Source organism: Citrobacter sp. Cb080, assembly GCF_030334745.1.
Classification (GTDB): Bacteria; Pseudomonadota; Gammaproteobacteria; order Enterobacterales; family Enterobacteriaceae; genus Citrobacter; species Citrobacter braakii.
Genome location: NZ_JAOWDG010000023.1, coordinates 1 through 25836, shown reverse-complemented (window position 1 = coordinate 25836; position 25836 = coordinate 1). Strand labels below are relative to the sequence as shown.

Annotated in this window: 39 protein-coding genes and 1 pseudogene; 12 read left to right on the top strand and 28 right to left on the bottom strand. The window is 51.8% G+C overall.

Features of this window, described 5'->3' with window-relative positions:
• Positions 1-100: 100 nt before the first annotated feature.
• The 25 genes from rpmJ to OGV38_RS01530 form a co-directional block, all read right to left on the bottom strand.
• A complete protein-coding gene (rpmJ, locus tag OGV38_RS01650) occupies positions 101-217 on the bottom strand; it encodes a 50S ribosomal protein L36 (RefSeq protein ID WP_000868187.1) in 117 nt (38 codons plus the stop codon).
• 30 nt (positions 218-247) lie between these two features.
• A complete protein-coding gene (secY, locus tag OGV38_RS01645; protein ID WP_001118864.1) occupies positions 248-1579 on the bottom strand; it encodes a preprotein translocase subunit SecY in 1332 nt (443 codons plus the stop codon).
• Positions 1580-1586: 7 nt separating this feature from the next.
• Positions 1587-2021 (bottom strand): 50S ribosomal protein L15, encoded by a 435-nt coding sequence (gene rplO / locus OGV38_RS01640; protein ID WP_003031132.1) that lies wholly within the window; start codon positions 2019-2021, stop codon positions 1587-1589.
• Between the two features lie 3 nt (positions 2022-2024).
• Entirely contained in the window at positions 2025-2204 is a 180-nt protein-coding gene (gene rpmD / locus OGV38_RS01635) for a 50S ribosomal protein L30 (RefSeq protein WP_001140434.1), read from the bottom strand.
• 3 nt (positions 2205-2207) lie between these two features.
• Complete coding sequence (gene rpsE, locus OGV38_RS01630; protein ID WP_003031131.1) at positions 2208-2711, bottom strand: 30S ribosomal protein S5; 504 nt, start codon at positions 2709-2711, stop codon at positions 2208-2210.
• A 14-nt stretch (positions 2712-2725) separates the two neighbouring features.
• Positions 2726-3079: a 50S ribosomal protein L18 gene (rplR, locus tag OGV38_RS01625; RefSeq protein ID WP_000358960.1), complete on the bottom strand. Its 354-nt coding sequence runs from the start codon at positions 3077-3079 to the stop codon at positions 2726-2728.
• 9 nt (positions 3080-3088) lie between these two features.
• Positions 3089-3622, bottom strand: a complete 534-nt coding sequence (gene rplF / locus OGV38_RS01620) for a 50S ribosomal protein L6 (protein WP_003031129.1) — start codon at positions 3620-3622, stop codon at positions 3089-3091.
• 12 nt (positions 3623-3634) lie between these two features.
• The gene (rpsH, locus tag OGV38_RS01615; protein WP_003031127.1) at positions 3635-4027 is read right to left on the bottom strand and encodes a 30S ribosomal protein S8; all 393 of its coding nucleotides are present in this window, start codon (positions 4025-4027) and stop codon (positions 3635-3637) included.
• A gap of 30 nt (positions 4028-4057) precedes the next feature.
• The gene (gene rpsN, locus OGV38_RS01610; protein ID WP_003031125.1) at positions 4058-4363 is read right to left on the bottom strand and encodes a 30S ribosomal protein S14; all 306 of its coding nucleotides are present in this window, start codon (positions 4361-4363) and stop codon (positions 4058-4060) included.
• A 14-nt stretch (positions 4364-4377) separates the two neighbouring features.
• Positions 4378-4917 carry a 50S ribosomal protein L5 gene (rplE, locus tag OGV38_RS01605; protein WP_003031123.1) on the bottom strand — a complete coding sequence of 180 codons (540 nt, stop codon included), beginning with the start codon at positions 4915-4917 and terminating at the stop codon, positions 4378-4380.
• A gap of 14 nt (positions 4918-4931) precedes the next feature.
• Positions 4932-5246 (bottom strand): 50S ribosomal protein L24, encoded by a 315-nt coding sequence (gene rplX / locus OGV38_RS01600; RefSeq protein WP_003031122.1) that lies wholly within the window; start codon positions 5244-5246, stop codon positions 4932-4934.
• 10 nt (positions 5247-5256) lie between these two features.
• Entirely contained in the window at positions 5257-5628 is a 372-nt protein-coding gene (gene rplN / locus OGV38_RS01595; protein WP_000613954.1) for a 50S ribosomal protein L14, read from the bottom strand.
• A gap of 163 nt (positions 5629-5791) precedes the next feature.
• Positions 5792-6046, bottom strand: coding sequence for a 30S ribosomal protein S17 (gene rpsQ, locus OGV38_RS01590; RefSeq protein ID WP_003031120.1), 255 nt, complete (start codon positions 6044-6046; stop codon positions 5792-5794).
• A complete protein-coding gene (gene rpmC / locus OGV38_RS01585; protein WP_000644742.1) occupies positions 6046-6237 on the bottom strand; it encodes a 50S ribosomal protein L29 in 192 nt (63 codons plus the stop codon). Before rpmC ends, rpsQ begins: the two co-directional genes overlap by 1 nt.
• Positions 6237-6647, bottom strand: a complete 411-nt coding sequence (gene rplP / locus OGV38_RS01580) for a 50S ribosomal protein L16 (protein WP_000941212.1) — start codon at positions 6645-6647, stop codon at positions 6237-6239. The genes rpmC and rplP overlap by 1 nt, the downstream gene beginning before the upstream one ends.
• A gap of 12 nt (positions 6648-6659) precedes the next feature.
• Positions 6660-7361 carry a 30S ribosomal protein S3 gene (gene rpsC / locus OGV38_RS01575; protein WP_000529945.1) on the bottom strand — a complete coding sequence of 234 codons (702 nt, stop codon included), beginning with the start codon at positions 7359-7361 and terminating at the stop codon, positions 6660-6662.
• 17 nt (positions 7362-7378) lie between these two features.
• Complete coding sequence (rplV, locus tag OGV38_RS01570) at positions 7379-7711, bottom strand: 50S ribosomal protein L22 (protein ID WP_000448832.1); 333 nt, start codon at positions 7709-7711, stop codon at positions 7379-7381.
• A gap of 14 nt (positions 7712-7725) precedes the next feature.
• Positions 7726-8004, bottom strand: a complete 279-nt coding sequence (rpsS, locus tag OGV38_RS01565; RefSeq protein ID WP_001138115.1) for a 30S ribosomal protein S19 — start codon at positions 8002-8004, stop codon at positions 7726-7728.
• A 16-nt stretch (positions 8005-8020) separates the two neighbouring features.
• Positions 8021-8842, bottom strand: coding sequence for a 50S ribosomal protein L2 (rplB, locus tag OGV38_RS01560; protein ID WP_016154746.1), 822 nt, complete (start codon positions 8840-8842; stop codon positions 8021-8023).
• Positions 8843-8859: 17 nt separating this feature from the next.
• A complete protein-coding gene (gene rplW, locus OGV38_RS01555) occupies positions 8860-9162 on the bottom strand; it encodes a 50S ribosomal protein L23 (RefSeq protein WP_000617546.1) in 303 nt (100 codons plus the stop codon).
• Complete coding sequence (gene rplD, locus OGV38_RS01550) at positions 9159-9764, bottom strand: 50S ribosomal protein L4 (RefSeq protein ID WP_003031119.1); 606 nt, start codon at positions 9762-9764, stop codon at positions 9159-9161. The genes rplW and rplD overlap by 4 nt, the downstream gene beginning before the upstream one ends.
• 10 nt (positions 9765-9774) lie before the next feature.
• A complete protein-coding gene (gene rplC, locus OGV38_RS01545; protein ID WP_003031117.1) occupies positions 9775-10404 on the bottom strand; it encodes a 50S ribosomal protein L3 in 630 nt (209 codons plus the stop codon).
• Positions 10405-10436: 32 nt separating this feature from the next.
• The gene (gene rpsJ / locus OGV38_RS01540) at positions 10437-10748 is read right to left on the bottom strand and encodes a 30S ribosomal protein S10 (RefSeq protein WP_001181005.1); all 312 of its coding nucleotides are present in this window, start codon (positions 10746-10748) and stop codon (positions 10437-10439) included.
• Between the two features lie 206 nt (positions 10749-10954).
• Positions 10955-11338: a type II secretion system protein GspB, cryptic system variant gene (locus OGV38_RS01535; protein WP_016157607.1), complete on the bottom strand. Its 384-nt coding sequence runs from the start codon at positions 11336-11338 to the stop codon at positions 10955-10957.
• Entirely contained in the window at positions 11338-12852 is a 1515-nt protein-coding gene (locus OGV38_RS01530; RefSeq protein ID WP_016157608.1) for a peptidoglycan-binding protein, read from the bottom strand. Before OGV38_RS01530 ends, OGV38_RS01535 begins: the two co-directional genes overlap by 1 nt.
• A 166-nt stretch (positions 12853-13018) precedes the next feature.
• Here OGV38_RS01530 and gspC point away from each other — a divergent pair, with 166 nt between their 5' ends.
• The 12 genes and pseudogenes from gspC (at position 13019) to OGV38_RS01470 (ending at position 23787) form a co-directional block, all read left to right on the top strand.
• On the top strand, positions 13019-13816 hold the full coding sequence (gspC, locus tag OGV38_RS01525; protein WP_016157609.1) for a type II secretion system protein GspC: 798 nt from the start codon (positions 13019-13021) through the stop codon (positions 13814-13816).
• Between the two features lie 17 nt (positions 13817-13833).
• Positions 13834-15820 (top strand): annotated as a pseudogene (gene gspD / locus OGV38_RS01520) (type II secretion system secretin GspD).
• Positions 15821-15826: 6 nt separating this feature from the next.
• Complete coding sequence (gene gspE, locus OGV38_RS01515; protein WP_016157611.1) at positions 15827-17317, top strand: type II secretion system ATPase GspE; 1491 nt, start codon at positions 15827-15829, stop codon at positions 17315-17317.
• A complete protein-coding gene (gene gspF / locus OGV38_RS01510) occupies positions 17314-18525 on the top strand; it encodes a type II secretion system inner membrane protein GspF (protein ID WP_016157612.1) in 1212 nt (403 codons plus the stop codon). The genes gspE and gspF overlap by 4 nt, the downstream gene beginning before the upstream one ends.
• Positions 18526-18534: 9 nt before the next feature.
• Complete coding sequence (gspG, locus tag OGV38_RS01505; RefSeq protein WP_072161022.1) at positions 18535-18972, top strand: type II secretion system major pseudopilin GspG; 438 nt, start codon at positions 18535-18537, stop codon at positions 18970-18972.
• Positions 18973-18977: 5 nt separating this feature from the next.
• Positions 18978-19469 (top strand): type II secretion system minor pseudopilin GspH, encoded by a 492-nt coding sequence (gene gspH, locus OGV38_RS01500; RefSeq protein WP_080860783.1) that lies wholly within the window; start codon positions 18978-18980, stop codon positions 19467-19469.
• The gene (gene gspI / locus OGV38_RS01495; protein WP_029139735.1) at positions 19466-19852 is read left to right on the top strand and encodes a type II secretion system minor pseudopilin GspI; all 387 of its coding nucleotides are present in this window, start codon (positions 19466-19468) and stop codon (positions 19850-19852) included. Before gspH ends, gspI begins: the two co-directional genes overlap by 4 nt.
• Positions 19836-20408 carry a type II secretion system protein GspJ gene (locus tag OGV38_RS01490; protein ID WP_153647289.1) on the top strand — a complete coding sequence of 191 codons (573 nt, stop codon included), beginning with the start codon at positions 19836-19838 and terminating at the stop codon, positions 20406-20408. The genes gspI and OGV38_RS01490 overlap by 17 nt, the downstream gene beginning before the upstream one ends.
• Complete coding sequence (gene gspK, locus OGV38_RS01485) at positions 20405-21391, top strand: type II secretion system minor pseudopilin GspK (RefSeq protein ID WP_153647288.1); 987 nt, start codon at positions 20405-20407, stop codon at positions 21389-21391. Before OGV38_RS01490 ends, gspK begins: the two co-directional genes overlap by 4 nt.
• A gap of 10 nt (positions 21392-21401) precedes the next feature.
• Complete coding sequence (gspL, locus tag OGV38_RS01480; RefSeq protein ID WP_131380217.1) at positions 21402-22547, top strand: type II secretion system protein GspL; 1146 nt, start codon at positions 21402-21404, stop codon at positions 22545-22547.
• On the top strand, positions 22544-23011 hold the full coding sequence (locus OGV38_RS01475; protein ID WP_046274617.1) for a type II secretion system protein M: 468 nt from the start codon (positions 22544-22546) through the stop codon (positions 23009-23011). Before gspL ends, OGV38_RS01475 begins: the two co-directional genes overlap by 4 nt.
• Positions 23008-23787, top strand: a complete 780-nt coding sequence (locus OGV38_RS01470; RefSeq protein WP_016157619.1) for a prepilin peptidase — start codon at positions 23008-23010, stop codon at positions 23785-23787. The genes OGV38_RS01475 and OGV38_RS01470 overlap by 4 nt, the downstream gene beginning before the upstream one ends.
• Before the next feature lie 37 nt (positions 23788-23824).
• Here OGV38_RS01470 and bfr read toward each other — a convergent pair whose 3' ends face one another.
• The 3 genes from bfr to tuf all read right to left on the bottom strand — a co-directional run.
• The gene (bfr, locus tag OGV38_RS01465) at positions 23825-24298 is read right to left on the bottom strand and encodes a bacterioferritin (protein WP_016154761.1); all 474 of its coding nucleotides are present in this window, start codon (positions 24296-24298) and stop codon (positions 23825-23827) included.
• A gap of 72 nt (positions 24299-24370) precedes the next feature.
• Positions 24371-24565: a bacterioferritin-associated ferredoxin gene (gene bfd, locus OGV38_RS01460; RefSeq protein ID WP_003031111.1), complete on the bottom strand. Its 195-nt coding sequence runs from the start codon at positions 24563-24565 to the stop codon at positions 24371-24373.
• Between the two features lie 185 nt (positions 24566-24750).
• Positions 24751-25836 (bottom strand): elongation factor Tu (gene tuf / locus OGV38_RS01455; protein WP_131348470.1); only part of this gene is annotated, 1086 nt, incomplete at its 5' end.

Below are 25836 nucleotides of genomic sequence, written 5' to 3'. Positions count from 1 at the left end.
GTTTTCAGGATACTCAAATGGAAACGCACAGACATACAAAAGATTGGCTGGCTAATCTAGCCAGCTCAACCCAACTTTGCAAGAAAAATATGCGAATAAATCAGCCTTGGCGCTGTTTATGCTTCGGCTCGGCACTGCAAATCACACGGATGACACCATCACGCTTAACGATTTTGCAGTTACGGCATAATTTCTTGACGGAAGCACGAACTTTCATTTTTACTCTCCGTAACTTCTCGGGCGACTGTTAACGGCCGTAGCCTTTCAGATTCGCCTTCTTCAATGCAGACTCGTACTGACTTGACATCATCAGAGTTTGCACTTGAGCCATAAAGTCCATAATCACGACAACAACGATAAGCAGTGAGGTCCCACCGAAGTAGAACGGTACTTTCATTGCATCACGCATGAACTCCGGGATCAGGCAGATAAAGGTAATGTAGAGCGCACCAACCAGAGTCAGGCGGGTCATTACTTTATCGATATACTTCGCCGTTTGCTCTCCCGGACGAATTCCTGGTACAAATGCACCGGACTTCTTCAGGTTATCTGCTGTTTCACGCGGGTTGAAAACCAACGCCGTGTAGAAGAAACAGAAGAATATGATTGCAGACGCATAGAGTAACACATAAAGCGGTTGCCCAGGCTGCAAATACAGCGAAATTGTTGTCAGCCAGTTCCAACCAGTCCCGCCCCCGAACCATGACGCGATGGTCGCTGGGAACAGAATAATACTGGAAGCGAAGATTGCCGGGATTACCCCCGCCATATTCACTTTCAGCGGTAAATGTGTGCTCTGTGCAGCATAGACACGACGACCTTGCTGACGTTTCGCGTAGTTTACCACAATGCGGCGTTGACCACGCTCAACAAATACAACAAAGAACGTCACTGCAAATACTAATACTGCAACCAACAGCAACACGAGGAAGTGCAGGTCGCCTTGACGCGCTTGCTCGATAGTATGGGCAATGGCTGGCGGGAGTCCCGCGACAATACCGGCGAAGATAATGATTGAGATACCGTTGCCGATACCACGTTCAGTAATCTGTTCGCCCAACCACATCAGGAACATCGTCCCTGTAACCAGACTTACAACAGCGGTGAAATAGAATGCAAAGCCTGGATTCATTACCAGGCCCTGCATACCAGGCATATTCGGCAGACCGGTAGCAATACCGATCGACTGGAATATTGCCAGCACCAGAGTACCGTAGCGGGTGTACTGGCTGATCTTACGACGACCAGACTCCCCTTCTTTCTTAATTTCTGCCAGCGTTGGATGAACCACCGTCAGCAGCTGGATAATAATCGACGCCGAAATATACGGCATGATCCCCAGAGCAAAGATAGAAGCACGGCTGAGAGCACCACCAGAGAACATGTTAAACATTTCAATGATGGTGCCTCGCTGTTGCTCAAGCAGTTTGGCAAGTACAGCGGCATCAATACCAGGGATCGGAATGAAAGAGCCAATACGGAACACAATCAGCGCGCCGATTACAAACAGCAGTCTGCGTTTCAGCTCGCCTAAGCCACCTTTGGCACTTTGAAAATCTAATCCCGGTTGTTTAGCCATCTGCTACTTATTCCTCGATTTTACCGCCAGCAGCTTCGATAGCAGCACGAGCGCCTTTAGTAACACGCAGGCCACGAACAGTTACCGGAGTAGTGACTTCACCAGCCAGAATCACTTTCGCGAACTCGATCTGGATACCGATAATGTTAGCTGCTTTCAGCGTGTTCAGGTCTACAACACCGCCTTCAACTTTAGCAAGGTCAGACAGACGAACTTCGGCTGTAATCGCTGCTTTACGTGAAGTGAAGCCGAATTTCGGCAGACGACGGTACAGAGGCATCTGACCACCCTCGAAACCGCGACGTACGCCACCGCCAGAACGAGACTTCTGACCTTTGTGACCACGACCACCGGTTTTACCGAGGCCAGAACCGATACCACGACCCAGGCGGCGAGCCGCTTTTTTAGAGCCTTCGGCCGGAGACAGAGTATTTAAACGCATCTCTTACTCCTCAACTTTAACCATGAAGGAAACCGCGTTGACCATACCACGAACAGCAGGAGTATCCTCGCGCTCTACGGTGTGACCAATACGACGCAGACCCAGGCCAAGCAGCGTTGCCTTATGTTTCGGCAGACGACCGATTGCACTGCGGGTTTGAGTAATTTTAATAGTCTTTGCCATGGTTTATTTCCCCAGAATTTCTTCAACGGATTTACCACGCTTGGCAGCGACCATTTCCGGAGATTTCATATTTTCCAGGCCATCGATAGTTGCACGAACCACGTTAATCGGGTTAGTAGAACCATACGCTTTAGCCAGAACGTTACGAACTCCAGCGACTTCCAGAACGGCGCGCATTGCACCACCGGCGATGATACCGGTACCTTCGGAAGCCGGCTGCATGAATACACGAGAACCCGTGTGAGTACCCTTAACCGGGTGCTGCAGGGTGCCGTGGTTCAGCGCGACGTTAATCATATTGCGACGGGCTTTTTCCATCGCTTTCTGGATCGCTGCTGGAACTTCACGCGCTTTACCGTAACCAAAACCAACGCGACCGTTACCATCACCAACTACAGTCAGAGCTGTGAAGGAGAAAATACGACCACCTTTAACGGTTTTAGATACGCGGTTAACCGCGATCAGCTTTTCCTGCAGTTCGCCAGCTTGTTTTTCGATGTGAGCCATCTTACACCTCTACCTTAGAACTGAAGGCCAGCTTCACGGGCAGCATCTGCCAGTGCCTGGACACGACCATGATATTGGAACCCGGAACGGTCAAAAGAAACATCTTTGATGCCTTTTTCCAGAGCGCGTTCAGCAACAGCTTTACCTACAGCTGCAGCAGCGTCTTTGTTACCGGTGTACTTCAATTGTTCAGCGATAGCTTTTTCTACAGTAGAAGCAGCTACCAGAACTTCAGAACCGTTCGGTGCAATTACCTGTGCGTAAATATGACGCGGGGTACGATGTACCACCAGGCGAGTTGCGCCCAGCTCCTGGAGCTTGCGGCGTGCGCGGGTCGCACGACGGATACGAGCAGATTTCTTATCCATAGTGTTACCTTACTTCTTCTTAGCCTCTTTGGTACGCACGACTTCGTCGGCGTAACGAACACCCTTGCCTTTATAAGGCTCAGGACGACGGTAGGCGCGCAGATCTGCTGCAACCTGACCGATCAGCTGTTTATCAGCGCCTTTCAGCACGATTTCAGTCTGAGACGGACATTCTGCAGTAATACCCGCAGGCAGCTGATGGTCAACAGGGTGAGAGAAACCTAAAGCCAGGTTTACTACATTCCCTTTAACCGCTGCACGATAACCTACACCAACCAGCTGTAGCTTCTTAGTGAAGCCTTCGGTAACACCGACAACCATTGCATTCAGCAGGGCACGCGCGGTACCAGCCTGAGCCCATCCATCTGCGTAACCATCACGCGGACCGAAGGTCAGTGCATTATCTGCATGATTTACTGCAACAGCATCGTTGAGAGTACGAGTCAGCTCGCCGTTTTTACCTTTGATCGTAATAACCTGACCGTTGATTTTTACATCAACGCCGGCAGGAATAACGACCGGTGCTTTAGCAACACGAGACATTTTTTCCTCCGATTAGGCTACGTAGCAGATAATTTCGCCACCAAGACCAGCCTGGCGCGCTGCACGATCAGTCATAACACCTTTAGAGGTAGAAACAACTGCGATACCCATGCCAGCCATAACTTTCGGCAGCTCGTCTTTACGCTTATAAATGCGCAGACCTGGGCGACTGACACGCTGAATGCTTTCTACAACAGCTTTACCCTGGAAATACTTAAGAGTAAGTTCCAGTTCCGGCTTGGTGTCGCCTTCAACTTTAAAATCTTCAATAAAACCTTCTTCCTTCAGCACGTTGGCAATTGCCACTTTCAGCTTGGAGGAAGGCATGGTGACCGCAGCTTTATTCGCGGCCTGACCGTTACGGATACGGGTCAGCATATCCGCGATCGGATCTTGCATGCTCATCTGTCTTTACTCCCGTGATTCAATTGGTAATTACCAGCTAGCCTTTTTCAAGCCTGGTACTTCACCGCGCATAGCGGCTTCACGCAGTTTGATACGGCTCAACCCGAACTTGCCCACATAGCCATGCGGACGACCTGTTTGACGGCAGCGGTTACGCTGACGGGACGGGCTGGAATCACGCGGCAGAGACTGCAGCTTGAGAACTGCGTTCCAACGATCTTCGTCGGTCGCGTTCACATCAGAGATAATAGCTTTCAGTTCAGCGCGTTTTGCGAAGTACTTATCAGCTAAAGCTACGCGCTTTACTTCGCGTGCTTTCATTGATTGCTTAGCCATTCAGTAACCCTACCTTACTTGCGGAACGGGAAGTCAAAGGCAGCCAGCAGAGCACGGCCTTCTTCATCAGATTTCGCAGTAGTGGTAATGGTAATATCCAAACCACGCACGCGGTCGACTTTATCGTAGTCGATTTCTGGGAAGATGATCTGCTCACGGACACCCATGCTGTAGTTACCACGACCGTCGAAAGACTTAGCGGACAAGCCACGGAAGTCACGGATACGTGGAACAGCAATAGTGATCAGGCGCTCAAAGAACTCCCACATGCGTTCGCCACGCAGAGTTACTTTACAGCCGATCGGATAGCCCTGACGGATTTTGAAGCCTGCAACTGATTTGCGTGCTTTGGTGATCAGCGGTTTTTGACCGGAGATTGCTGTCAGGTCAGCTGCTGCGTTATCCAGCAGTTTCTTGTCAGCGATCGCTTCACCAACACCCATGTTCAGGGTGATCTTCTCGACCCGAGGGACTTGCATGACAGAATTGTAGTTAAACTCAGTCATGAGTTTAGCGACTACTTCGTCTTTGTAGTAATCATGCAGTTTCGCCATCGTACTACTCCAAATTACTTGATAGTTTCGCTGTTAGATTTAAAGAAACGGACTTTTTTGCCGTCTTCGAATCTAAAGCCTACACGGTCAGCCTTGCCGGTTGCCGCGTTGAAGATAGCAAGGTTAGAGATCTGAATAGCTGCTTCTTTCTCTACAATGCCGCCTGGTTGGTTCAGGGCCGGAACCGGCTTCTGATGTTTCTTAACCAGGTTGATACCTTCAACAATGACCTTGCCGGAAGACAGGACATTCTTAACTTTACCGCGTTTACCTTTATCTTTACCGGTTAACACGATAACTTCGTCATCACGACGGATCTTCGCTGCCATGATTCGCTCCTTAGAGTACTTCTGGTGCCAGAGAGATAATTTTCATGAACTTCTCGTTACGAAGTTCACGAGTTACCGGCCCAAAAATACGCGTACCGATAGGTTGCTCGCTGTTATTGTTTAAAATAACGCATGCATTACCATCGAAGCGAATGACAGAACCGTCCGGGCGACGAACACCCTTCTTGGTGCGCACCACTACCGCCTTCAGCACATCACCTTTTTTGACCTTACCACGCGGAATTGCTTCCTTGATGGTGATCTTGATGATATCGCCGACGCCTGCGTAGCGACGGTGCGAGCCACCCAGAACCTTGATACACATTACGCGACGTGCACCGGAGTTGTCGGCGACGTTCAGCATAGTCTGTTCTTGGATCATTTTAGTGCTCCGCTAATGTCAACTACTACTGAGACCCGAAAATCAGGTCGTTAAAAAAGCCCCATATCGGGGGCGCGGCATTATAACACCGCTTCAACGATATGGGTAGAAAAAATAAACGGCTCATCGCTGAGCCGTTTATTCGTTGAGAATGCCTACTGTATTACAGAACGGCTTTCTCTACAACGCGAACCAGCGTCCAGGACTTAGTCTTGGACAGCGGACGGCATTCGCGGATTTCAACCACGTCACCAGTACCGCATTCGTTGTTCTCGTCATGTACGTGCAGTTTGGTCGTACGCTTAATGAATTTACCGTAGATCGGGTGTTTCACAAAACGTTCGATAGCAACAACGATGGATTTCTCCATTTTATCGCTAACAACGCGACCTTGCAGAGTACGGATTTTATCGGTCATTACGCACCCGCCTTCTCAGTCAGTAAAGTCTTAACGCGTGCGACATCACGACGCACTTGCTTCAACAGGTGAGACTGTTGCAGCTGGCCACTTGCAGCCTGCATACGCAGGTTGAACTGCTCACGCAGCAGATTCAGCAGCTCGGTGTTCAGCTCTTCAACACTCTTCTCACGCAGCTCTTTTGCTTTCATTACATCACCGTCTTAGTTACAAAGGTGGTTTTAATCGGCAGTTTCGCTGCTGCCAGCTTGAATGCTTCACGGGCCAGCTCTTCCGGTACGCCGTCCATTTCATACAGGACTTTACCCGGCTGAATCAAGGCAACCCAATACTCCACGTTACCTTTACCTTTACCCATACGCACTGCCAGCGGCTTTTCAGTGATCGGTTTGTCCGGGAATACACGGATCCAGATCTTACCTTGACGCTTAACTGCACGGGTCATAGCACGACGTGCTGCTTCGATCTGACGGGCAGTCAGACGACCACGGCCAACAGCTTTCAGACCGAAGCTGCCGAAGCTAACATCCGTACCCTGCGCCAGACCGCGGTTACGGCCTTTGTGCATTTTACGGAATTTTGTACGCTTTGGTTGTAACATCAGCGACGCTCCTTATTTACGGCCTTTACGCTGCTGCTTTTTAGGTTGCGCAGCCGGTTTTTCCGGTTGTTCAACAGCAGCCATACCACCCAGGATCTCGCCTTTGAAGATCCACACTTTAACGCCGATTACACCGTAAGTGGTGTGCGCTTCAGAGGTGTTGTAGTCGATGTCAGCACGCAGAGTGTGCAGAGGTACGCGACCTTCGCGGTACCATTCGGTACGTGCGATTTCCGCGCCGCCCAGACGGCCGCTAACTTCAACTTTAATACCTTTAGCGCCCAGACGCATTGCGTTCTGTACAGCACGCTTCATAGCACGACGGAACATAACACGACGTTCCAGCTGAGAAGTGATGCTGTCAGCAACCAATTTTGCATCCAGTTCAGGTTTACGCACTTCGGCGATATTGATCTGAGCAGGAACGCCAGCAATATCCGCTACGACTTTGCGCAGTTTTTCTACGTCTTCACCTTTCTTACCGATAACGATACCCGGGCGAGCGGTGTGAATGGTCACACGGATGCTCTTAGCCGGACGCTCGATAACGATACGAGATACAGACGCTTTAGCCAGTTCCTTAGTCAGGTACTGACGTACTTTAAAATCGCTGTCCAGGTTGTCAGCGAATTCTTTGGTGTTCGCAAACCAGGTTGAGTTCCATGGTTTTACAATACCCAGGCGAATACCATTAGGATGTACTTTCTGACCCATTGCTAGTCTCCAGAGTCTCAGCGATCGGACACAACCACAGTAATGTGGCTGGTGCGCTTCAGGATGCGATCTGCACGACCTTTTGCACGCGGCATAATGCGCTTCATGCTCGGGCCTTCGTCTACGAAAATTTTCGTAACTTTCAGATCGTCAATGTCAGCGCCATCGTTGTGTTCAGCGTTAGCAATGGCAGATTCCAGGACTTTCTTGACCAGTACAGCCGCTTTCTTATTGGTGTAGGTCAGAATATCCAGAGCCTGCGACACTTTCTTACCGCGAATCAGGTCTGCAACAAGGCGAACCTTCTGAGCAGAAGAACGAGCATGGCGATGTTGAGCTAAAGTTTCCATCTCTTCCTCCTACCTTATTTCTTCTTCGCTTTTTTATCAGCAGCATGGCCGCGATAAGTACGAGTCGGTGCGAATTCACCCAGTTTGTGACCGACCATTTCGTCGGAAACAAATACCGGAACGTGCTGACGACCATTATGGACAGCGATGGTCAAACCGATCATGTTAGGAAAGATCGTTGAACGACGGGACCAAGTGCGCAGGGGCTTCTTGTCTCCGCTTTCCACCGCTTTCTCTACCTTCTTCAGCAAGTGCAGGTCAATAAAAGGACCTTTCTTGAGAGAACGTGGCATGGCTTATCCTCTAAAATTATTTGCTACGGCGACGTACGATGAATTTATCAGTACGCTTGTTGCTGCGGGTCTTCTTACCTTTGGTCTGAACGCCCCACGGAGTTACCGGGTGCTTACCAAAGTTACGACCTTCACCACCACCATGTGGGTGGTCGACTGGGTTCATCGCAGTACCGCGAACGGTAGGACGAACACCACGCCAGCGTGCAGCACCTGCTTTACCCAGAACGCGCAGCATATGCTCAGCATTGCCAACTTCGCCCAGAGTTGCACGGCAGTCTGCTTCGACTTTACGCATTTCACCAGAACGCAGACGCAGGGTGACATAAGCACCATCACGAGCAACGATCTGAACGTAAGTACCAGCGGAACGTGCCAGCTGACCGCCTTTACCTGGTTTCATTTCTACGTTATGAACGGTAGAACCAACCGGGATATTGCGCATCGGCAGGGTGTTACCTGCTTTGATTGCAGCATCAACGCCAGATTGAACCTGGTCGCCAGCTTTCAGGCCTTTAGGGGCCAGGATGTAACGGCGTTCACCGTCTTTGTACAGAACCAGCGCGATGTTCGCGGAGCGGTTCGGATCGTACTCAAGACGTTCAACAACTGCCGGGATACCGTCTTTGTTACGTTTGAAGTCAACAATACGATAAGCCTGCTTGTGACCACCACCGATGTGACGAGTGGTGATGCGGCCATTGTTGTTACGACCACCGGATTTGCTGTTTTTTTCAACCAGCGGAGCAAAAGGTTTGCCCTTGTGCAGCTCTGGGTTGACCACTTTAACAACGTGGCGACGACCCGGAGATGTCGGTTTACATTTAACAACTGCCATTGTATTACTCCTCCGACTTACTCAGCGCCGCCGACGAAGTCCAGATTCTGGCCTTCCTTCAGGGTGACGTAAGCTTTTTTCCAGTCGCTACGACGACCGATACGCTGTCCGTGACGTTTAACTTTCCCTTTAACTACCAGGGTGTTAACGACTTCGACTTCGACTTCAAACAGTTTCTGCACAGCAGCTTTGATTTCTGCTTTGGTCGCGTCTTTAGCAACTTTGAGAACGATGGTGTTAGTTTTTTCCATCGCAGTAGACGCTTTTTCAGAAACGTGCGGTGCGCGCAGCACTTTCAGCAGACGTTCTTCACGAATCATGCCAGCATCTCCTCAACTTGCTTAACAGCATCAGCAGTCATTACGACTTTGTCGAAGGCGATCAGGCTAACCGGGTCGATACCAGTTGCATCGCGTACGTCAACCTTATGCAGGTTGCGCGCAGCCAGGAACAGGTTTTCGTCCAGCTCACCGGTGATGATCAGCACATCTTCCAGAGCCATGTCTTTCAGTTTCTGTGCCAGCAGCTTAGTTTTAGGCGCTTCTACAGAGAATGATTCGACAACGATCAGACGATCCTGACGTACCAGTTCGGACAGAATGCTTTTCAGCGCGCCGCGGTACATCTTTTTGTTAACTTTTTGACTGTGGTCCTGTGGACGAGCAGCGAAGGTCACGCCACCTGAACGCCAGATCGGGCTCTTGATAGAACCTGAACGCGCACGGCCGGTACCTTTCTGGCGCCACGGCTTTTTGCCTGAACCAGTTACTTCAGCACGAGTCTTCTGAGCACGAGTACCCTGACGAGCACCAGCTGCATAAGCAACAACAACCTGGTGAACCAGCGCTTCGTTGAAATCACGACCGAAGGTAGTTTCGGAAACAGTCAGCGCGCTCTGCGCGTCTTTCAATACTAATTCCATTGCTATCCCCTTACGCCTTCACAGCTGGTTTAACGATCAGGTCGCAACCGGTCGCACCCGGAACACCACCTTTAACCAGCAGCAGGTTGCGCTCAGCGTCAACACGTACTACGTCCAGGCTCTGAACGGTTACACGTTCGTTGCCCAGCTGACCTGCCATTTTCTTGCCTTTGAACACTTTGCCCGGAGTCTGGTTCTGACCGATAGAACCCGGAACGCGGTGGGACAAGGAGTTACCGTGAGTAGCGTCCTGGGTACGGAAGTTCCAGCGCTTAACGGTACCAGCGAAACCTTTACCTTTAGAGGTACCGGTTACGTCAACTTTTTTAACGTCAGCAAACAGTTCAACGCTAATGTTCTGACCAACGGTGTATTCTTCACCATCTGCCAGACGGAACTCCCACAGGCCGCGGCCAGCTTCTACGCCAGCTTTAGCAAAGTGACCAGCTTCCGGCTTAGTTACGCGGTTAGCTTTTTTAGCACCGGTGGTAACCTGAACAGCGCGATAGCCATCGTTAGCCAGATCTTTAACCTGAGTAACGCGGTTTGCTTCAACTTCGATAACGGTTACTGGGATAGATACGCCATCTTCAGTGAAGATGCGGGTCATACCCACTTTTTTACCGACTAAACCAATCATTGTATCAACCTCTCAATCGCTCGATGACCTGATTAACCCAGGCTGATCTGCACGTCTACACCGGCAGCCAGGTCCAGACGCATCAGAGCATCAACGGTTTTTTCAGTTGGCTCAACGATGTCAACCAGACGCTTGTGAGTACGGATCTCGTACTGATCACGCGCGTCTTTGTTGACGTGCGGGGAGATCAGAACGGTGAAACGCTCTTTGCGGGTCGGCAGCGGGATCGGACCACGAACCTGCGCACCAGTGCGCTTGGCAGTCTCGACGATTTCCGCGGTTGATTGATCGATCAGACGATGATCAAACGCTTTCAAACGGATACGGATTCTTTGGTTCTGCATGAGACCAGAGCTCCAATTATTTTATAGACGAAATAGTTACTCCTCAAACCCATTACGATTGATGGGAGAGTGTAACCGTTCTTACGTAGCCCCCTGATTGGGAGCGTTGTTGACGGTAAACCGCCACAGTTCATATCGAACTACCCGTCAGATTTGACAGGCTGGCGTATTATACGTATAGCCGGTACGGATGCAAGTGATTATGGCTATTTGCCATCGATTTCTCTCAGCGCTTGTTGCACACGTGAGCGCAATACTTCGCCATCCGGCACTTCCTGCCCGGACGCTTCATCATAGGGTATCTCTTCCAGCATACTGTCACCCTCTTCGTTCTGGGTGGGTAAATCGATGCGTATCGGCAGAGGTTTCCGCTTAAAAATGTAATGCACATCCGAGAGTCGATACGCCTGAGAATCGGGCACTCCCTGCGTGGTGGTTGTCGGATGGCGCACCAACCAGACATAATGTCCGTAGTAGCCGCACATTAGCATCAGGCTGACCCACAACAGCCAGCAACAGGAATGCAGCGCCTGCCGCCAGCGGCAACTCAACACTGTTTTCGCATCAATGGGTTGATAGATGTGCATCATCACATACGCTCCTTAGATGACACATGTGTGAGCACAGGTGCCGCCTCATTGATTAATACCGGCGCGTCTCCAAGACTCTGACGTAGCCTTATCAGCGTCTCTTTTCCCGGCTTACCATCCACAGGCAAATTCTCCCGCTGCTGGAATGCTTTGACCTTTTCGATTAACCATGGCGTCCATGAGCCTGATTTATCGCCGGGAACGCCCAGTGCGCGGCTCAGCATCGTATCAAACCAGATGATGGTTTCCGCCGGACTCTTTTCACCGATCTGCATTTTCCTGTCAGGCGTTAAATTGAGCATCAGGGTATAATTTCCCTGCCAGTGCTTCGCCAGCCACTCCTGACTGACGATCCAGGTTTTATTATCAATGATAAGATCCAGCTCGTTTCCTGATACACGCATCACAACACCGTAGACCGGTTGTTTATCGATATTCAAATGCGCGATCCACGGCAACCCGCGCCTGATGAGGTTATCTAAACGTTCCTTGCCGCTTTCGCACACCAACTCAGCGCGATCGGCCTGGTCACACCATGCCTCGTCATGCGCTGTGTCGAATCCCCAGACGCTGAATAATTGCTGCATGGCGTCGCGTAATCCTCCCCGTGCATCGCTAATATCCGGCAGGTTTTCCTTTTTTTGCGTCATCGCCACCGTTAACCCGGCAGGCACAGGAAGTTGAAGGGGAAAAACATCGACCGCCAGCCAACCGAACGTCAAAGCCAGCGCAGCGTAAAGTCCGGGCAATATTCCCTTGCGCAATACGCAAGAGCGGAGAGTAAATGTTTCCAGCAACAATTTTTCCTGTTGAGCGGTTAACACATCCGCTTGCCTGTCCGTTGCCATTTTTCTCGCCGCCCGGGCGATGCGCCTCAGCAACGCCAGGTTTCCCTGCACTGCCCGAACCGCTTTGCGCACAAATTCATGACGCATGCGCACAGGCTCGCCATCCGCCTCACGCAGTTGCTGTTGGTGCATAAAATCAAGATATTCATCGTCCGTCGGCGCAGCGATGATCGCCGACAGCGTAATACGCCGTTTAAGTCGTCGGTTACGCCTGAGCGCTTCGCCCCCCACCAGTAGCAAGCTGGCGCCAGCGTCAAATGAAGCCGCCAGATGACGGAAATTATCGACAAATGCCGGAAGATGTCTGGCGAGTGCGTCAGCATTATCAATGACAATTATTATTGGTTGCGCTGCCGGACTAAGGGCAGGCATCAGCGTTGACCAGAAACGGCTAATTCTCACATCTCGCCAGTCTGGCTGGAGTTTTCCGTGCGTACACGCCGTGTGTGTCAATTGACAGAAACCAGATAAACCGGTGGCGGTAAACACCACTACCCTGCCGGGAAAATCCTTACCTAACTGATAAATAAGCGTCGATTTACCACACCCCGGTTTGCCGCATAATACGCCCACATCGCCAGCGCCCAGCTCATGAATAAAGATATTCTTGATAAGGGTATGTTGCGAAAAAGAGTAAATTGCATACGGTAATTCGCGTTCAGTCATCGATAAGTTCCAGTAATTGATGCGGGTATTTAACTTATTATATGCCAGGTAAATATTATCAATTTTTTATATTTGAATTAAACGACATGTTCCGACGATTAAATTGAAAACCTGAAAGTAAGCCTATATCATACTTCTCCCGAAAAGAACAGGCGTGCTATTAACAATGGATGTTATCGCGAAGCAATTTACCTTTATATTTAAGAGAAAGCGTAACGATGTGCTGTACTGCGTTATGTTTTTTGTCGGTGTCATTGTTATTATTCATTCGTCATATGCCTATAGATTATTTATTGATTCTATCAATACGAAAAACAAAACCAGTCAATCAATAACGTCCGTTGTCCTCAGGCTGCCAATGAATTTACCGAAAAACAGTAGGGAAAACGCGACTGATAATAAAGAAGATGTCTCAATTAAAAATTCGATGCTCGATCTCCAGCTAAATGGCATTATTGCGAGCACGCTAAAAACACGTTCACAGGCTATTATCACCATTAATGAGAAAGCAAAATTTTACAGTACCGGAGATAAGCTTGACGATCTCCCTGACGTAAAAATTACGGATATTGATAATAATAGCGTGACGATTGATAACAATGGAGCCCGGCAACGCATCGTTTTTATTGATGAGCCTGATATATCCTCCAGGGCACCGGCACCATCGCTGCCACATGACAGCGCGCCACATTCCCTCAGTGACATCATTATTACTAACTTTATCTATCAGCAGGAAGCGCTACAGGGCGTCAGATTAAACGCCCGTGGTCCGGTTGAACGTTTTATAGCAACCGGACTCAGGCCTGGCGATATTGCGATCAAAATGAACAACCATCCGCTAACTCAGGAAGCGTCAGCAAAAGCGGCACTACAGGAATTTGTAACCTTAAACTCTGCCCAGTTCACCGTAATACGAAACGGTCAGGAAGCGCTGGTGAATGTATCCGTTACTGAGAATGATTAACCTTAAGGACGACAAAATTGCGCAAAGGAATTAAAAAAACGGCTGCATGGATACTGGCGCTACAGTTTTGCTCCTTTCCATTTCAAACCATGTCAGCGCAATATTCGGCAAACTTCCAGGATGCGGATCTCCGGGAGTTTATTACCTCGGTCAGTAAGCAAATGGGCAAAACCATTCTAATCGATCTGTCCGTCCAGGGAAAAATCTCCGTTCGCAGCTTTGACAGTTTCAACGAGGAGGAATACTACCAGTTTTTTCTCAGCGTTCTCGATATCTACGGCTACTCGGTTATCACCCTGGATAACGGCCTGCTGAAGGTTGTTCGCTCCGCAACGCTTAAGACCGCGCCGGGAAAAGTATTGGCACAGTCGCAACCGGCGGTTGGCGATGAATTTATCACCCGCGTCGTGGCGCTGAAAAATGTCCCGGTACGCGATCTGGCTCCGCTATTACGCCAGATGATGGACAGCGGCGGCATTGGCAACGTCGTACACTATGATCCTTCTAATGCGCTGTTGATCACCGGTAAAGCCAATATAGTCAATCGCATCCTTGAGGTTGTGAAACGGGTCGATGTTATCGGTACTCAGGAACGTGAGCTTATCAAACTGCGCTACGCCTCGGCAGTTGATTTATCTGACGTAATTAACAGCCTGATTCGCGAAGAGTCAAAGGAAAACCCAACGCAGATCCTGCTGCCTAAAATTGTCGCCGACAAGCGCACCAACGCCCTTCTTATCAGCGGGCCGGACAATGTGCGCCAGCGGATGAAATCTTTAATCGCTAAACTGGATATCGAACAGACCACGCAGGGCAATACTCGCGTGTTCTATTTGAAATACGCCAAAGCCACTAAAATCGTTGAAGTGCTGACCGGCGTGTCAACCAAACTGACGGAAGACAAGCAGTCGTCTTCGCAGAGCGTGGCTACCCCTTCCCGGGATGTCTCGATTAACGCCGATGAACAAACCAACTCGGTGGTCATTACCGCAGACCAGAGCACCATGCAGGAGCTGGAAAAAGTCATCGCTCGTCTGGATATTCGCCGCGCACAGGTACTGGTTGAAGCCATCATTGTGGAAGTCCAGGATGGCAACGGCCTGAATCTTGGCGTGCAATGGGCCAACAGCAACGTCGGCGGTCAGCAGTTTACTAAAACGGGGCTGCCGATTTTCGACGCCTCAAGAGGCGCGCGCCAGTTTGATAAAAACGGTTCGATGACCAGTGACAACCCTATTGCCAGCGCGTTAAGCAGTTTTTAACGGCCTGGCGACGGGCTTCTTTGAGGGGGACTGGAGCGTCCTGCTCACCGCGATCTCCTCCGACAACAAAAACGATATCCTCGCCACCCCCAGCATTGTGACGCTGGATAACAAAGAAGCATCGTTTAATGTCGGCCAGGATGTGCCGGTGCTTTCCGGCTCGCAAACGACCTCCGGCGACAACGTCTTTAATACGGTCGAACGTAAAACCGTCGGCACCAAACTGAAGGTCACACCGCAAATCAACGAAGGCGACGCGGTGCTGATGGAGATCGAGCAGGAGGTGTCGAGCGTCGATACCGCCTCCGGTAACGCCAGCGATCTCGGTCCGACGTTCAACACCCGTACTATCCAGAATGCCGTGCTGGTCAAAAGTGGCGAAACCGTGGTGCTGGGTGGCCTGCTGGATGATTCAAGCAAAGAGCAGGTTTCCAAAGTACCGCTGCTGGGCGATATCCCTGTTCTCGGACAGCTATTCCGCTACACCTCAACGGAAAATGCGAAGCGTAATTTAATGGTCTTTATCAGGCCGACCATTATTCGCGACGACGAGGTTTATCGTTCGCTCTCAAAGGATAAGTACACCCGATTTCGTGATTTACAGCAGCAGCGTATTGATAAGCAATCCAGTGGATTGGTCGGCGTGAAGGACGAAGAACGCCCGATGCTTAAAGAGCTGAATTTCGATGTGCCGACCGACGCGCCCAACGACCAGCCATCGCGCAATCCCTTCCGGGAATGATCCAACATGACTGACTTATGGACGCGCATTCCTCCCCAGCATCCTCTGCCGCTTAATTACGCACAGGGGCAAAAATTTGGTATCGCGGTCGCGGTGGATGAATTGTTCTACCGCACCGACACGCCGCTGGAAAACGTGCTTGAGGCCAGCGTTGCCTGTCAGCGCTTCAGCCGCCTGACGCCAGCGCAATTTGACGACCACCTGGAGCAACTTTTCCAGCACGGCGCCGGAGAGTCCCGGCAGATTGCCCAGGATATCGATCAGGAGATCGACCTGACGGCGCTGAGCGAGGAGTTACCCGACAACGCCGATCTGCTCAGTGATGAAAACGACGCACCGGTTATCCGACTGATCAACGCGGTCCTTCATGAAGCCGTGAGGGAAGGCGCGTCGGATGTGCATATCGAAACCTTCGAAAAATCTCTGGTGGTGCGTTTTCGTATCGACGGCGTCCTTAAGCCAGTCCTTCAGCCCGCTAAAAAACTGGCGCCGCTGCTGATTTCGCGTATCAAAGTAATGGCACGACTGGATATTGCCGAAAAACGACTGCCGCAGGATGGGCGTATTTCCCTGCGCCTCGGACGCAAAAATATTGATGTCCGCGTTTCGACGTTACCCTCGCAGTATGGCGAAAGAGCCGTGCTGCGTCTGCTGGATAAAAACAGTCTGCGCCTGACGCTGGAGAATATGGGGCTATCGGCGGTGGATAGCCTGCGGCTGAAGGGTTTAGTACAGCAGCCGCACGGCATCATTCTTGTCACCGGCCCGACGGGGTCGGGAAAAAGCACCACGCTGTATGCGATTCTCGCCGAGCTGAATTCCCCCCAGCGTAATATCCTGACCGTCGAAGATCCCATCGAGTACGAGCTGGAAGGCGTCGGACAAACCCAGGTAAACAGCCGGGTGGATATGTCTTTCGCCAGGGGACTGCGCGCCATCCTGCGCCAGGATCCGGACATCGTCATGGTCGGCGAAATTCGTGACGCCGAAACCGCGCAGATAGCGGTTCAGGCATCGCTCACCGGACATCTGGTGCTTTCCACCCTGCACACTAACAGCGCCTGCGGTGCGATCACCCGATTACGGGACATGGGCGTTGAACCTTTCCTGCTCTCATCATCGCTAAGCGGCGTTATCGCCCAACGCCTGGTGCGTCGCCTCTGTCCGGCCTGCCGCGCGCATGCCCCCATTCCTGACTCTCAGAAATCCCCCCTGCACGCGCTCGATCCCACCGCTCAGACAATCTGGCAGGCTTGCGGATGCGGCGAATGTCGGGGAACTGGCTACCAGGGGCGACTGGCGATTCATGAAATTATGCTGGTGGATAAAACTATGCGCAGCATCATCCATCGCGACGCCGATGAACACGCCCTGGAGCAGTGCCTGCGCCAGCAAAGCCGGAGCCTGCGGGAGAACGGCCTGCTGCGCGTGCTGGCAGGCGAAACCACGCTTGAGGAAGTCATGCGCGTCACCTCTGCCCAAGAGGATACACGATGAAATATCAGTGGCAGGCAATGGATGACAGCGGCACGACTCACCATGGAACGCTGGATGCCGCCAGCAGCAAAGAGGCGCGCGAGGCGCTGCGCGCCCAGGGTCTGCACCCGCTGGTGTTAAATGAGAAAAAGGTCATTTCGCTGTTCCGGACGATAAAAAAAACGCCTCGTTTACGGCTTAGCGGCAGTGAACTGGCGCTGTTCACCCGCCAGCTCGCCACACTGGCCAACGCTTCACTACCGCTTGAAGAGGCGCTGTTCGTTATTGGCCGGCAGAACAAAAATAATAAACTGGGGCTGGTGCTACACGACCTGCGCGAACGGATCCTCGCCGGACATACGCTTTCCGAATCGCTGGCCGCCTGGCCGCGAATCTTCGATACCGTTTACCGCACGCTGGTGAAAGCCGGTGAAAAAAGCGGACAGCTCGGCTGTGTGCTGGAAAAGCTGGCTGACTACAATGAGTTACGCCAGGCAACACGCAGTAAACTCATCCAGTCAATGGTGTACCCTTCCCTGCTGACCAGCGTGGCGATCGCCGTCGTCGCTATCCTGCTCACTACCGTAGTGCCCAAAATTGTGGAGCAGTTTCTGCATATGAAAGAAGCGCTGCCGATGTCCACGCGCGTGTTGCTGGCAATCAGCGATGCCATGCGCCACTACGGACTGTGGGTAATCGCATTGCTGCTGATTGCCTTTTTCCTGTTTCGCCACTGGCTCACCCGCCCCGGCAAACGCCATCTGTTTGACCGCTGGCTTCTTGATTTCAAACCCAGTCGCGCCCTGCTGCGCGCTATCCACTGCGCCCGTTATTTGCGCACCCTGAGCATTCTTAATATCAGCGGCGTTCCGCTGCTGGAAGGGATGACGCTGGCAACCGAAGGCATCGGTAACCGAGAAATCAGTCAGCGGCTGGGTCAGGCCGCGGAGCGCGTGCGCCAGGGCTCAGGCTTTCATCTCGCTCTGGAAAAATGCGATATCTTCCCGCCGATGATGCTCTACATGATTGCCTCCGGGGAAAAAAGCGGCCAACTCAGCGAGCTGATGGCGCGCGCCGCCGACCAGCAGGAAACACTGCTACAAAACCGAATTGCGCTGACGCTGGCGCTGTTTGAACCCGCGCTAATTATTACGATGGCGATGATTGTGCTGTTCATCATCGTCTCGGTTCTGCAACCCATTTTGCAACTCAACTCATTGGTAAGTTAAGGACAAAACGTGAATAGTAATGCACATAAGCAGCGAGGATTTACGCTGCTGGAGATGATGGTGGTGCTGGTTATTTTGGGCATCCTCGCAAGCCTGGTCGTTCCCAGTTTAATGGGCAATAAAGACAAAGCCGATCACCAGAAAGCCGTCAGCGACATCGTGGCGCTGGAGAATGCGCTGGATATGTACAAACTGGATAACTATCGCTATCCGCTGACGGCGCAGGGGCTAAAGGCGCTGGTCGAAAAACCGACCGCCAGCCCAATCCCGGAAAATTACAACGCGAAGGGCTATATCAAGCGTCTGCCACAGGATCCCTGGGGTAATGAGTATCTGTTGGTTAGCCCTGGTGAACACGGCGATTACGATATTCTCTCCGCAGGTCAGGACGGTGAACCCGGCACCGCTGACGACATTACTAACTGGGAACTGGGCAAAGCGAAATAATCGGAATGAGGCAGAAGGGATTCACGCTACTGGAGGTCATTCTGGTGCTGACGATTATCGCGCTTGGCGCCTCGCTGGTGATGATGACCTACGGGCGACAAAATGATACCGCGAAAGCTATTACTGCAGCCGAACAGCTGGCGGCGCTGACTGAATATGCCGCTGACTGGTCAACCATGGAGGACCGCAGTACCGGTATTGAGATCCGCGAACAAGGCTGGCGCATCGTCACACCGATTGGCGATCGCTGGCAGACGCCAACCCAGTTCTATCGCCTGGCGACCGAGGGCAAGTGGGAAAGTGACTGGCAGGTGGCTCTGTTCCCGGCGTCGCTCGCCAGGCAATCCGTCGGCACGCCGCAAATTCTGATTCACCCGGACGGTGAAATTACGCCGTTTACGCTACACATCCGCAGCCGTAAAAATAATACGCTGCTGTTCACGCTCGCCAGTACCGGCGGGCTGCCGCTGGTGCTCACCCGAGGCGAAAGCCGATGAGCCAAAGGCAATCAGGAATGACGCTTCTGGAAGTGCTACTGGCGATATTCATTTTCGCCACCTGCTCTCTCGCGCTACTCAACAGCCTGCACGGTCAGGTTAGCGCCACCGCAAAAATGGAAGAACAGGTGCTTGCCGGTTGGGTAGCGGATAATGTGCTCAAAACCTATCAACTGGCCGGGCAGAGCCCCGCTAAAACAGCGACAGGCAGCAGCATTATGGGTAAACGCCGCTGGGACTGGTTGTTAACAGTCTCACCCGCCGATGCTTCTGGCCTCAGCACCTGGACAGTTGACGTCGCCCTTGAGGACAAGCAGAAGATCCGCCTGCAGCGCTTTATCCCCTCGCCGCAAGGAGGACCGCAAAATGTCTCCCGGCCCTGAGAAACAGCGCGGCTTTACCCTGCTGGAAGTTTTACTGGCTATTGCCCTGTTCGCCATGCTCAGCCTGCTGACGGCGCAGATGCTGACGACGACAATTGACAGTAACGAACAGACCAAAAAGCATCAGCAGCGTTTTTCCGCTATCGTGCGTACCGTCAATTTGCTGGATAAAGATATCCGACAGCGGGTACCGGTAACCGAATTGCAGGGTGAAAAAGAGACGCTGATGCTGACGACAGCCAGCAGTAACAGTTATCCTGGCGCCTGCTGCGCGCCCGATATCCAGCGAGTTCAGTGGTATCTGCAGGATCATACTTTATACCGCACGCTCTGGCGCTACCCGGAAGATGCAACCGCAGCCATCACTCAGCCGATGCTCAATGGTGTGAACGCCTTCACGTTGCGTTATTACAGCAGTAAAGAGAAAGCATGGACGGACACGACGACAACCCCATCTCCTGGCGCGATGGAAGTCACTCTTAAACTTGCTGATTCCGGCACGATAACTCGTCTGACGCTCTTGCCAGAGAACCGCCAGCCAGGAGAACAGCAATGACCCGGCAAAAGGGCGTGGCGCTGCTGGTAGTGCTGATGATCCTGGCAATTATGGCGGCGCTGGCCAGCGAAATGACCGTGCGCTACCAGATCAACCTCAAACGCACCAGCTACACCCGGATGCGGCTACAGCAAAACTGGCTGGCAGAGCTGGCTGAAAGCCAGGCCATGCGTATTCTTGAACAGGACCTGCGGGATAATGAGAAATACCTCACTCACGAGCAGCTCTGGGCGCAGCCGCAGCGTATTCAGCTCGCCAGCGGCGACGCTGTTAGCTGGCAGCTATCTGACGAGCAGGCCTGTTACAACATTAATGCGCTGATTAACGCCCCGACCGATCGAATGAAAGAGCCGCCCGCCAGCGTGAGCGTCTTTCTGGCACTGCTGGAAAACATTGGCGTCACCAATGCCCAGGCAGAGGCGCTGGTTGATGCTATCGCCGACTACATCGATAACGACGATATTCCACGCGCCTCCGGTGCCGAAAATGAGTATTACCAGACAAGTAACGACCCCCACACCATTGGCGGACGACGTATCTGGTCAATCAGTGAGCTCAAACAAATCAAAGGGATGACGCTTTCTCTTTACCAGCAAATCTCCCCGCTACTCTGCGCGCTGCCTGATGATGAGCTAAAAATCAACATCAACACCCTGACGCGCCGGGATGCACCGTTGCTTGCGGCGATGATCAATAATGCTGTCCCGCCACGCGAGATTGAGCGCTTTTTTGATACCCCGCGCAAAGGACGAAAAATCAGCATTGAGACGCTGTTAAAGACATTCGATAAGGATAATCCAGCTCATAAGCTGTCGCAGTCCACATTCAAAAGCATTGCGGTGGCGACCAGTCGTTACTTCCGCCTTGAAACGACTATCGAACAGGGCGATAGCGCCGGGAGCACCATCAGCCAGCTGGAATACGATCCCAAAAGAAAGGCTCTGTTTATTACAGCCCGCAAAAGCGTGGCGCGCGACCATTAAAGGGAACTAAATGACGCCAGACACATTACTGCTACGTCCGCTGCCGGGAAAACTGGAATGGTGCTGCCCCAACGAGGCACAGCCTCCGGTTATTGTTGAACAGGCGGCTTACCTCCAGCCGAACGCGCTGGCCGACCTGCCGGATGCCGGTAACGCCTGCCTGTTCCTGTCACCTGATTATTTCTGCTTTCGTCGCGTCGAATTACCGACGGAAAACTACAAAATCAGTGAACACACGCTGGGCTGGCTGGTGGAGGACGCCGTTGTCGGTGATACAGATAGCCTGCACTGGACGGTTCTCACCAGAGAAGAAAACACGCTCCATCTCGCCGGGATCGCCAGGACCACGCTGAACGATCTATTGACGACTTTCCGCACAGCTGGCGTGACGTTGACGTATATCGTTCCGGATGGTTTCTGGCTGCCGTATGTCACGGATAGCTGGAGTCTGCTACAACAAGATGAGCGATGGTTAATCCGTTACGACGCGTGGAAAACAGGCGTGCTGAGTGAGGCACTGCTCATGCATTTACTCGCCAGCCATACAGAGCAGAAAATCATCAGCGCCAGCCCGCTTCCTGTGCCTCACGCTTATGTCGAATACCTTGACTGGCAGCCACCGCTGGCGTGCGCCTGCAATAGCGATAATATTCAGGACATTAACGTATTACACGGCAGCTTCCGCCCTTTGCCTCCGACACAACCGACCCCGCGTCTGCTGAAATATGCCGCCATAGCAACATTTGCCCTGGCAATAGCGCTCTTCTCAGGGCTGAAAGGGGTGATGCTCTGGCAGCTTCATCAACAGAAACAGGCACTCTCAGCGGAAGGTGCCACCCTGTGGAACCGCTATTTCCCAGGTGATAACCGCAACAGCAATTTTAAATATTTCTTCGAATCGTCCGCGAGGGATCGCTATCCGGATGTGCTGACGTTACTGACTCAGCTTCAGACCCGATTAAGCACATTGCCGGGGCTTACCATCCGCGAGGTCAACTACCGGCTCGAACAACGCCTTTTTACCCTGACGCTCAACGTTCGCGATCCGGAACATCTTCGCCGCTTTATGGTGCAGACAAACGACGAATTTATCCTGACTCAACCGCCAGAAGGGACGACAGATAGCGTCCGGCTGACCCTGAAGGAGCGCAAATGAATATGAATAGCTGGTGGAGCGAAAAAAACGGCAGAGAGCAACGCAGTCTGATATTCCTCGCCGTTTTCTGTCTGCTGGCGGGATTCTGGTACGGCGTGGTTCAGCCCCTGGATAACGCTATTGCACAGCAGAGGCAGGAAAATGATCGTCTCAGGAGTGAGATCCTGTGGGTAAATGAGGCGATTCAGCGTCGCGGATTAGTTGCCAGTAGACCGGGCACAAAGACCGATCCGGCACTGATACAACATAGCGCGCAGCAGGCAGGTCTGAATATCAGCGTTGTGACATCCACTCCCGATCATTTTGCGATCTCGCTTCCCGTTGTCAAAACCGAACCATTATTTGCGTGGCTTAATACCCTACAAAATGAGGGAATACAGGTTTCGCAACTCACGTTTAGCGCCCGCCCAGTCGCCGGGGAGATTGCGGTGGAAGCCCTTGAACTCTATCCGGTGGGGAAATGACGGAACTCATTAACATTGCAGCAATGGCATTTGTCGGGCTGATAGTCGGCAGCTTTATGAATGTAGTGGTTTATCGACTGCCGATCATGATTGAGCATCGGCACAGCGAAACATGGAATATCGCCTGGCCTCCGTCGCACTGTCCGCACTGCCAGCACAGGCTATCGGTGCGTAACACTATTCCACTATTCAGTTGGCTGTGGCAGCGGGGGCGTTGCCAGGCCTGCGCTAAGCCAATTTCATGGCGTTACCCACTGACTGAACTGGCGTGTTCTTGTGTTTTTGCGCTTATCGCCGCGTTTGTCCCTTCAATGTCTGATGCGATTGCCATCATGACGCTGTTCTGGTTTATTTTCGCACTGGCGCAAATTGATCTCCGGACGTACCTGCTGCCGGATGTGCTGACGCAGCCGCTGCTCTGGCTCGGTCTGATGTATCACAGCGTTTACGACAGAGAGATGTTACCCGACGCGCTGTACGGCGCTGTCGCTGGCTATCTGACGCTATGGCTGGTCTGGTGGGGATGCAAAATACTCGCGGGCAAAGAGGGCATCGGCCTGGGTGACGCTAAGCTACTGGCGGCGATGGGTGCCTGGTGTGGATGGCCAGCGCTACCGCCCATTTTACTCGCTGCATCATTGCTGGGCATTGTCTGGTGGCTGATCCTACGCCTTACCCGAAGGACGTCGATACCGCTTATCGCGTTCGGTCCGTGGCTTGGACTGGCAGGCTGGTTGATTTTCAGCGCGCAAAGCTCAGGTGTTATCGGGTACTGAAAGGAGCGGCAGGCCTGCCGCTCTGCAAAGTTTGCGTCTACGCTTCGCGAATCTGTGCCTGAAGATAGTTCTGGAGTCCCATCTTCTGGAGCAGATCCAGTTCCGTTTCCAGCCAGTCAATGTGACCTTCTTCATCAGCAAGGATTTCGATCATCATATCCCGGCTAACGTAGTCATGGACGCTGTCGGCATAGGCAATAGCTTCACGTAAATCTTTAGCTCCATCGAGTTCGAGTCGAAGATCGGATTGCAGCATCTCTTCAACATCTTCGCCTATACCCAACTTACCAAGATCCTGTAAGTTTGGGAGCCCTTCTAAGAATAAAATACGCTCGATATATTTATCAGCGTGTTTCATCTCATCGATAGATTCATGGTACTCAACATCATTGAGGCGAGTCAGTCCCCAGTTTTTGAACATACGAGCATGGAGAAAATACTGGTTGATTGCGACAAGCTCATTTCCCAATAGTTTATTGAGATAATTTATGATTTTAACATCACCTTTCATTTTATAGTCCCTCCGCTTCCACTCTTAGAGCGTAGATGGGGCTACAGGGATGTCAAAAAAAAAGAGTGTGACTTAGGCGATCTCTTTAAATTCTGGCATTTGCGTTAATTCATCCTGCATGACTTCGCGGGCAGCACGAATGCACTTACCACATTGATTTCCAACAGGAATAAATTTACGCAATTGCTGAAAGGACTGAGGATGAAACTGGCGAACAGCCTGACGTATTTTTTTATCACTTATCGCATTACACAAACAAACGTACATGATCGCTCCCGTTCAATTTCTGCGCAAAGTGTAAATGAGAATAGTTATGATTACAATAGCACAACGCTATTTACGCAGCGGGAGAATGAATGAAAAATGCGAATAAATATGACAACTGCTAAATCGCGGACAGCAAAAAGGGCGCCGAAGCGCCCTTTTTAAGCTCAAAGCTAATTAATCAATAATTAGCTCATTACTTTAGCAACAACGCCCGCACCAACAGTACGGCCGCCTTCACGGATTGCGAAACGCAGACCGTCGTCCATCGCGATTGGGTGGATCAGGGTAACAACCATTTTGATGTTGTCGCCCGGCATTACCATCTCAACGCCTTCCGGCAGTTCGATGGTACCAGTCACGTCAGTAGTACGGAAGTAGAACTGCGGACGGTAGCCTTTGAAGAACGGAGTATGACGGCCGCCTTCATCTTTGGACAGAATGTACACTTCAGATTCGAACTTGGTGTGCGGCTTGATAGAGCCCGGCTTAGCCAGTACCTGACCACGTTCGATTTCTTCACGTTTGATACCACGCAGCAGAACACCAACGTTCTCACCAGCACGGCCTTCGTCCAGCAGTTTGCGGAACATTTCAACGCCAGTACAGGTAGACTTAGCAGTCTCTTTGATACCAACGATTTCAACTTCTTCACCAACTTTGATGATACCGCGCTCTACACGACCGGTAACAACGGTACCACGACCGGAGATGGAGAATACGTCTTCGATAGGCAGCAGGAACGGCTTGTCAATCGCACGCTCTGGTTCCGGGATGTAAGAATCCAGGAAGCCAGCCAGTTCGATGATTTTCGCTTCCCACTCTGCTTCGCCTTCCAGCGCTTTCAGAGCAGAACCACGAACGATCGGAGTGTCGTCGCCCGGGAAATCGTACTGAGACAGAAGTTCACGAACTTCCATTTCTACCAGTTCCAGCAGCTCTTCGTCATCAACCATGTCGCATTTGTTCAGGAACACGATGATGTACGGAACGCCTACCTGACGACCCAGCAGGATGTGCTCACGAGTCTGCGGCATCGGGCCGTCAGTCGCAGCAACAACCAGGATCGCGCCGTCCATCTGCGCAGCACCGGTGATCATGTTTTTAACATAGTCGGCGTGGCCCGGGCAGTCTACGTGTGCGTAGTGGCGAGTCGGGGTGTCATATTCAACGTGAGAAGTGTTGATGGTGATACCACGAGCTTTTTCTTCCGGCGCGTTATCGATCTGGTCGAATGCACGAGCAGCACCGCCGTAGGTTTTAGCCAGTACGGT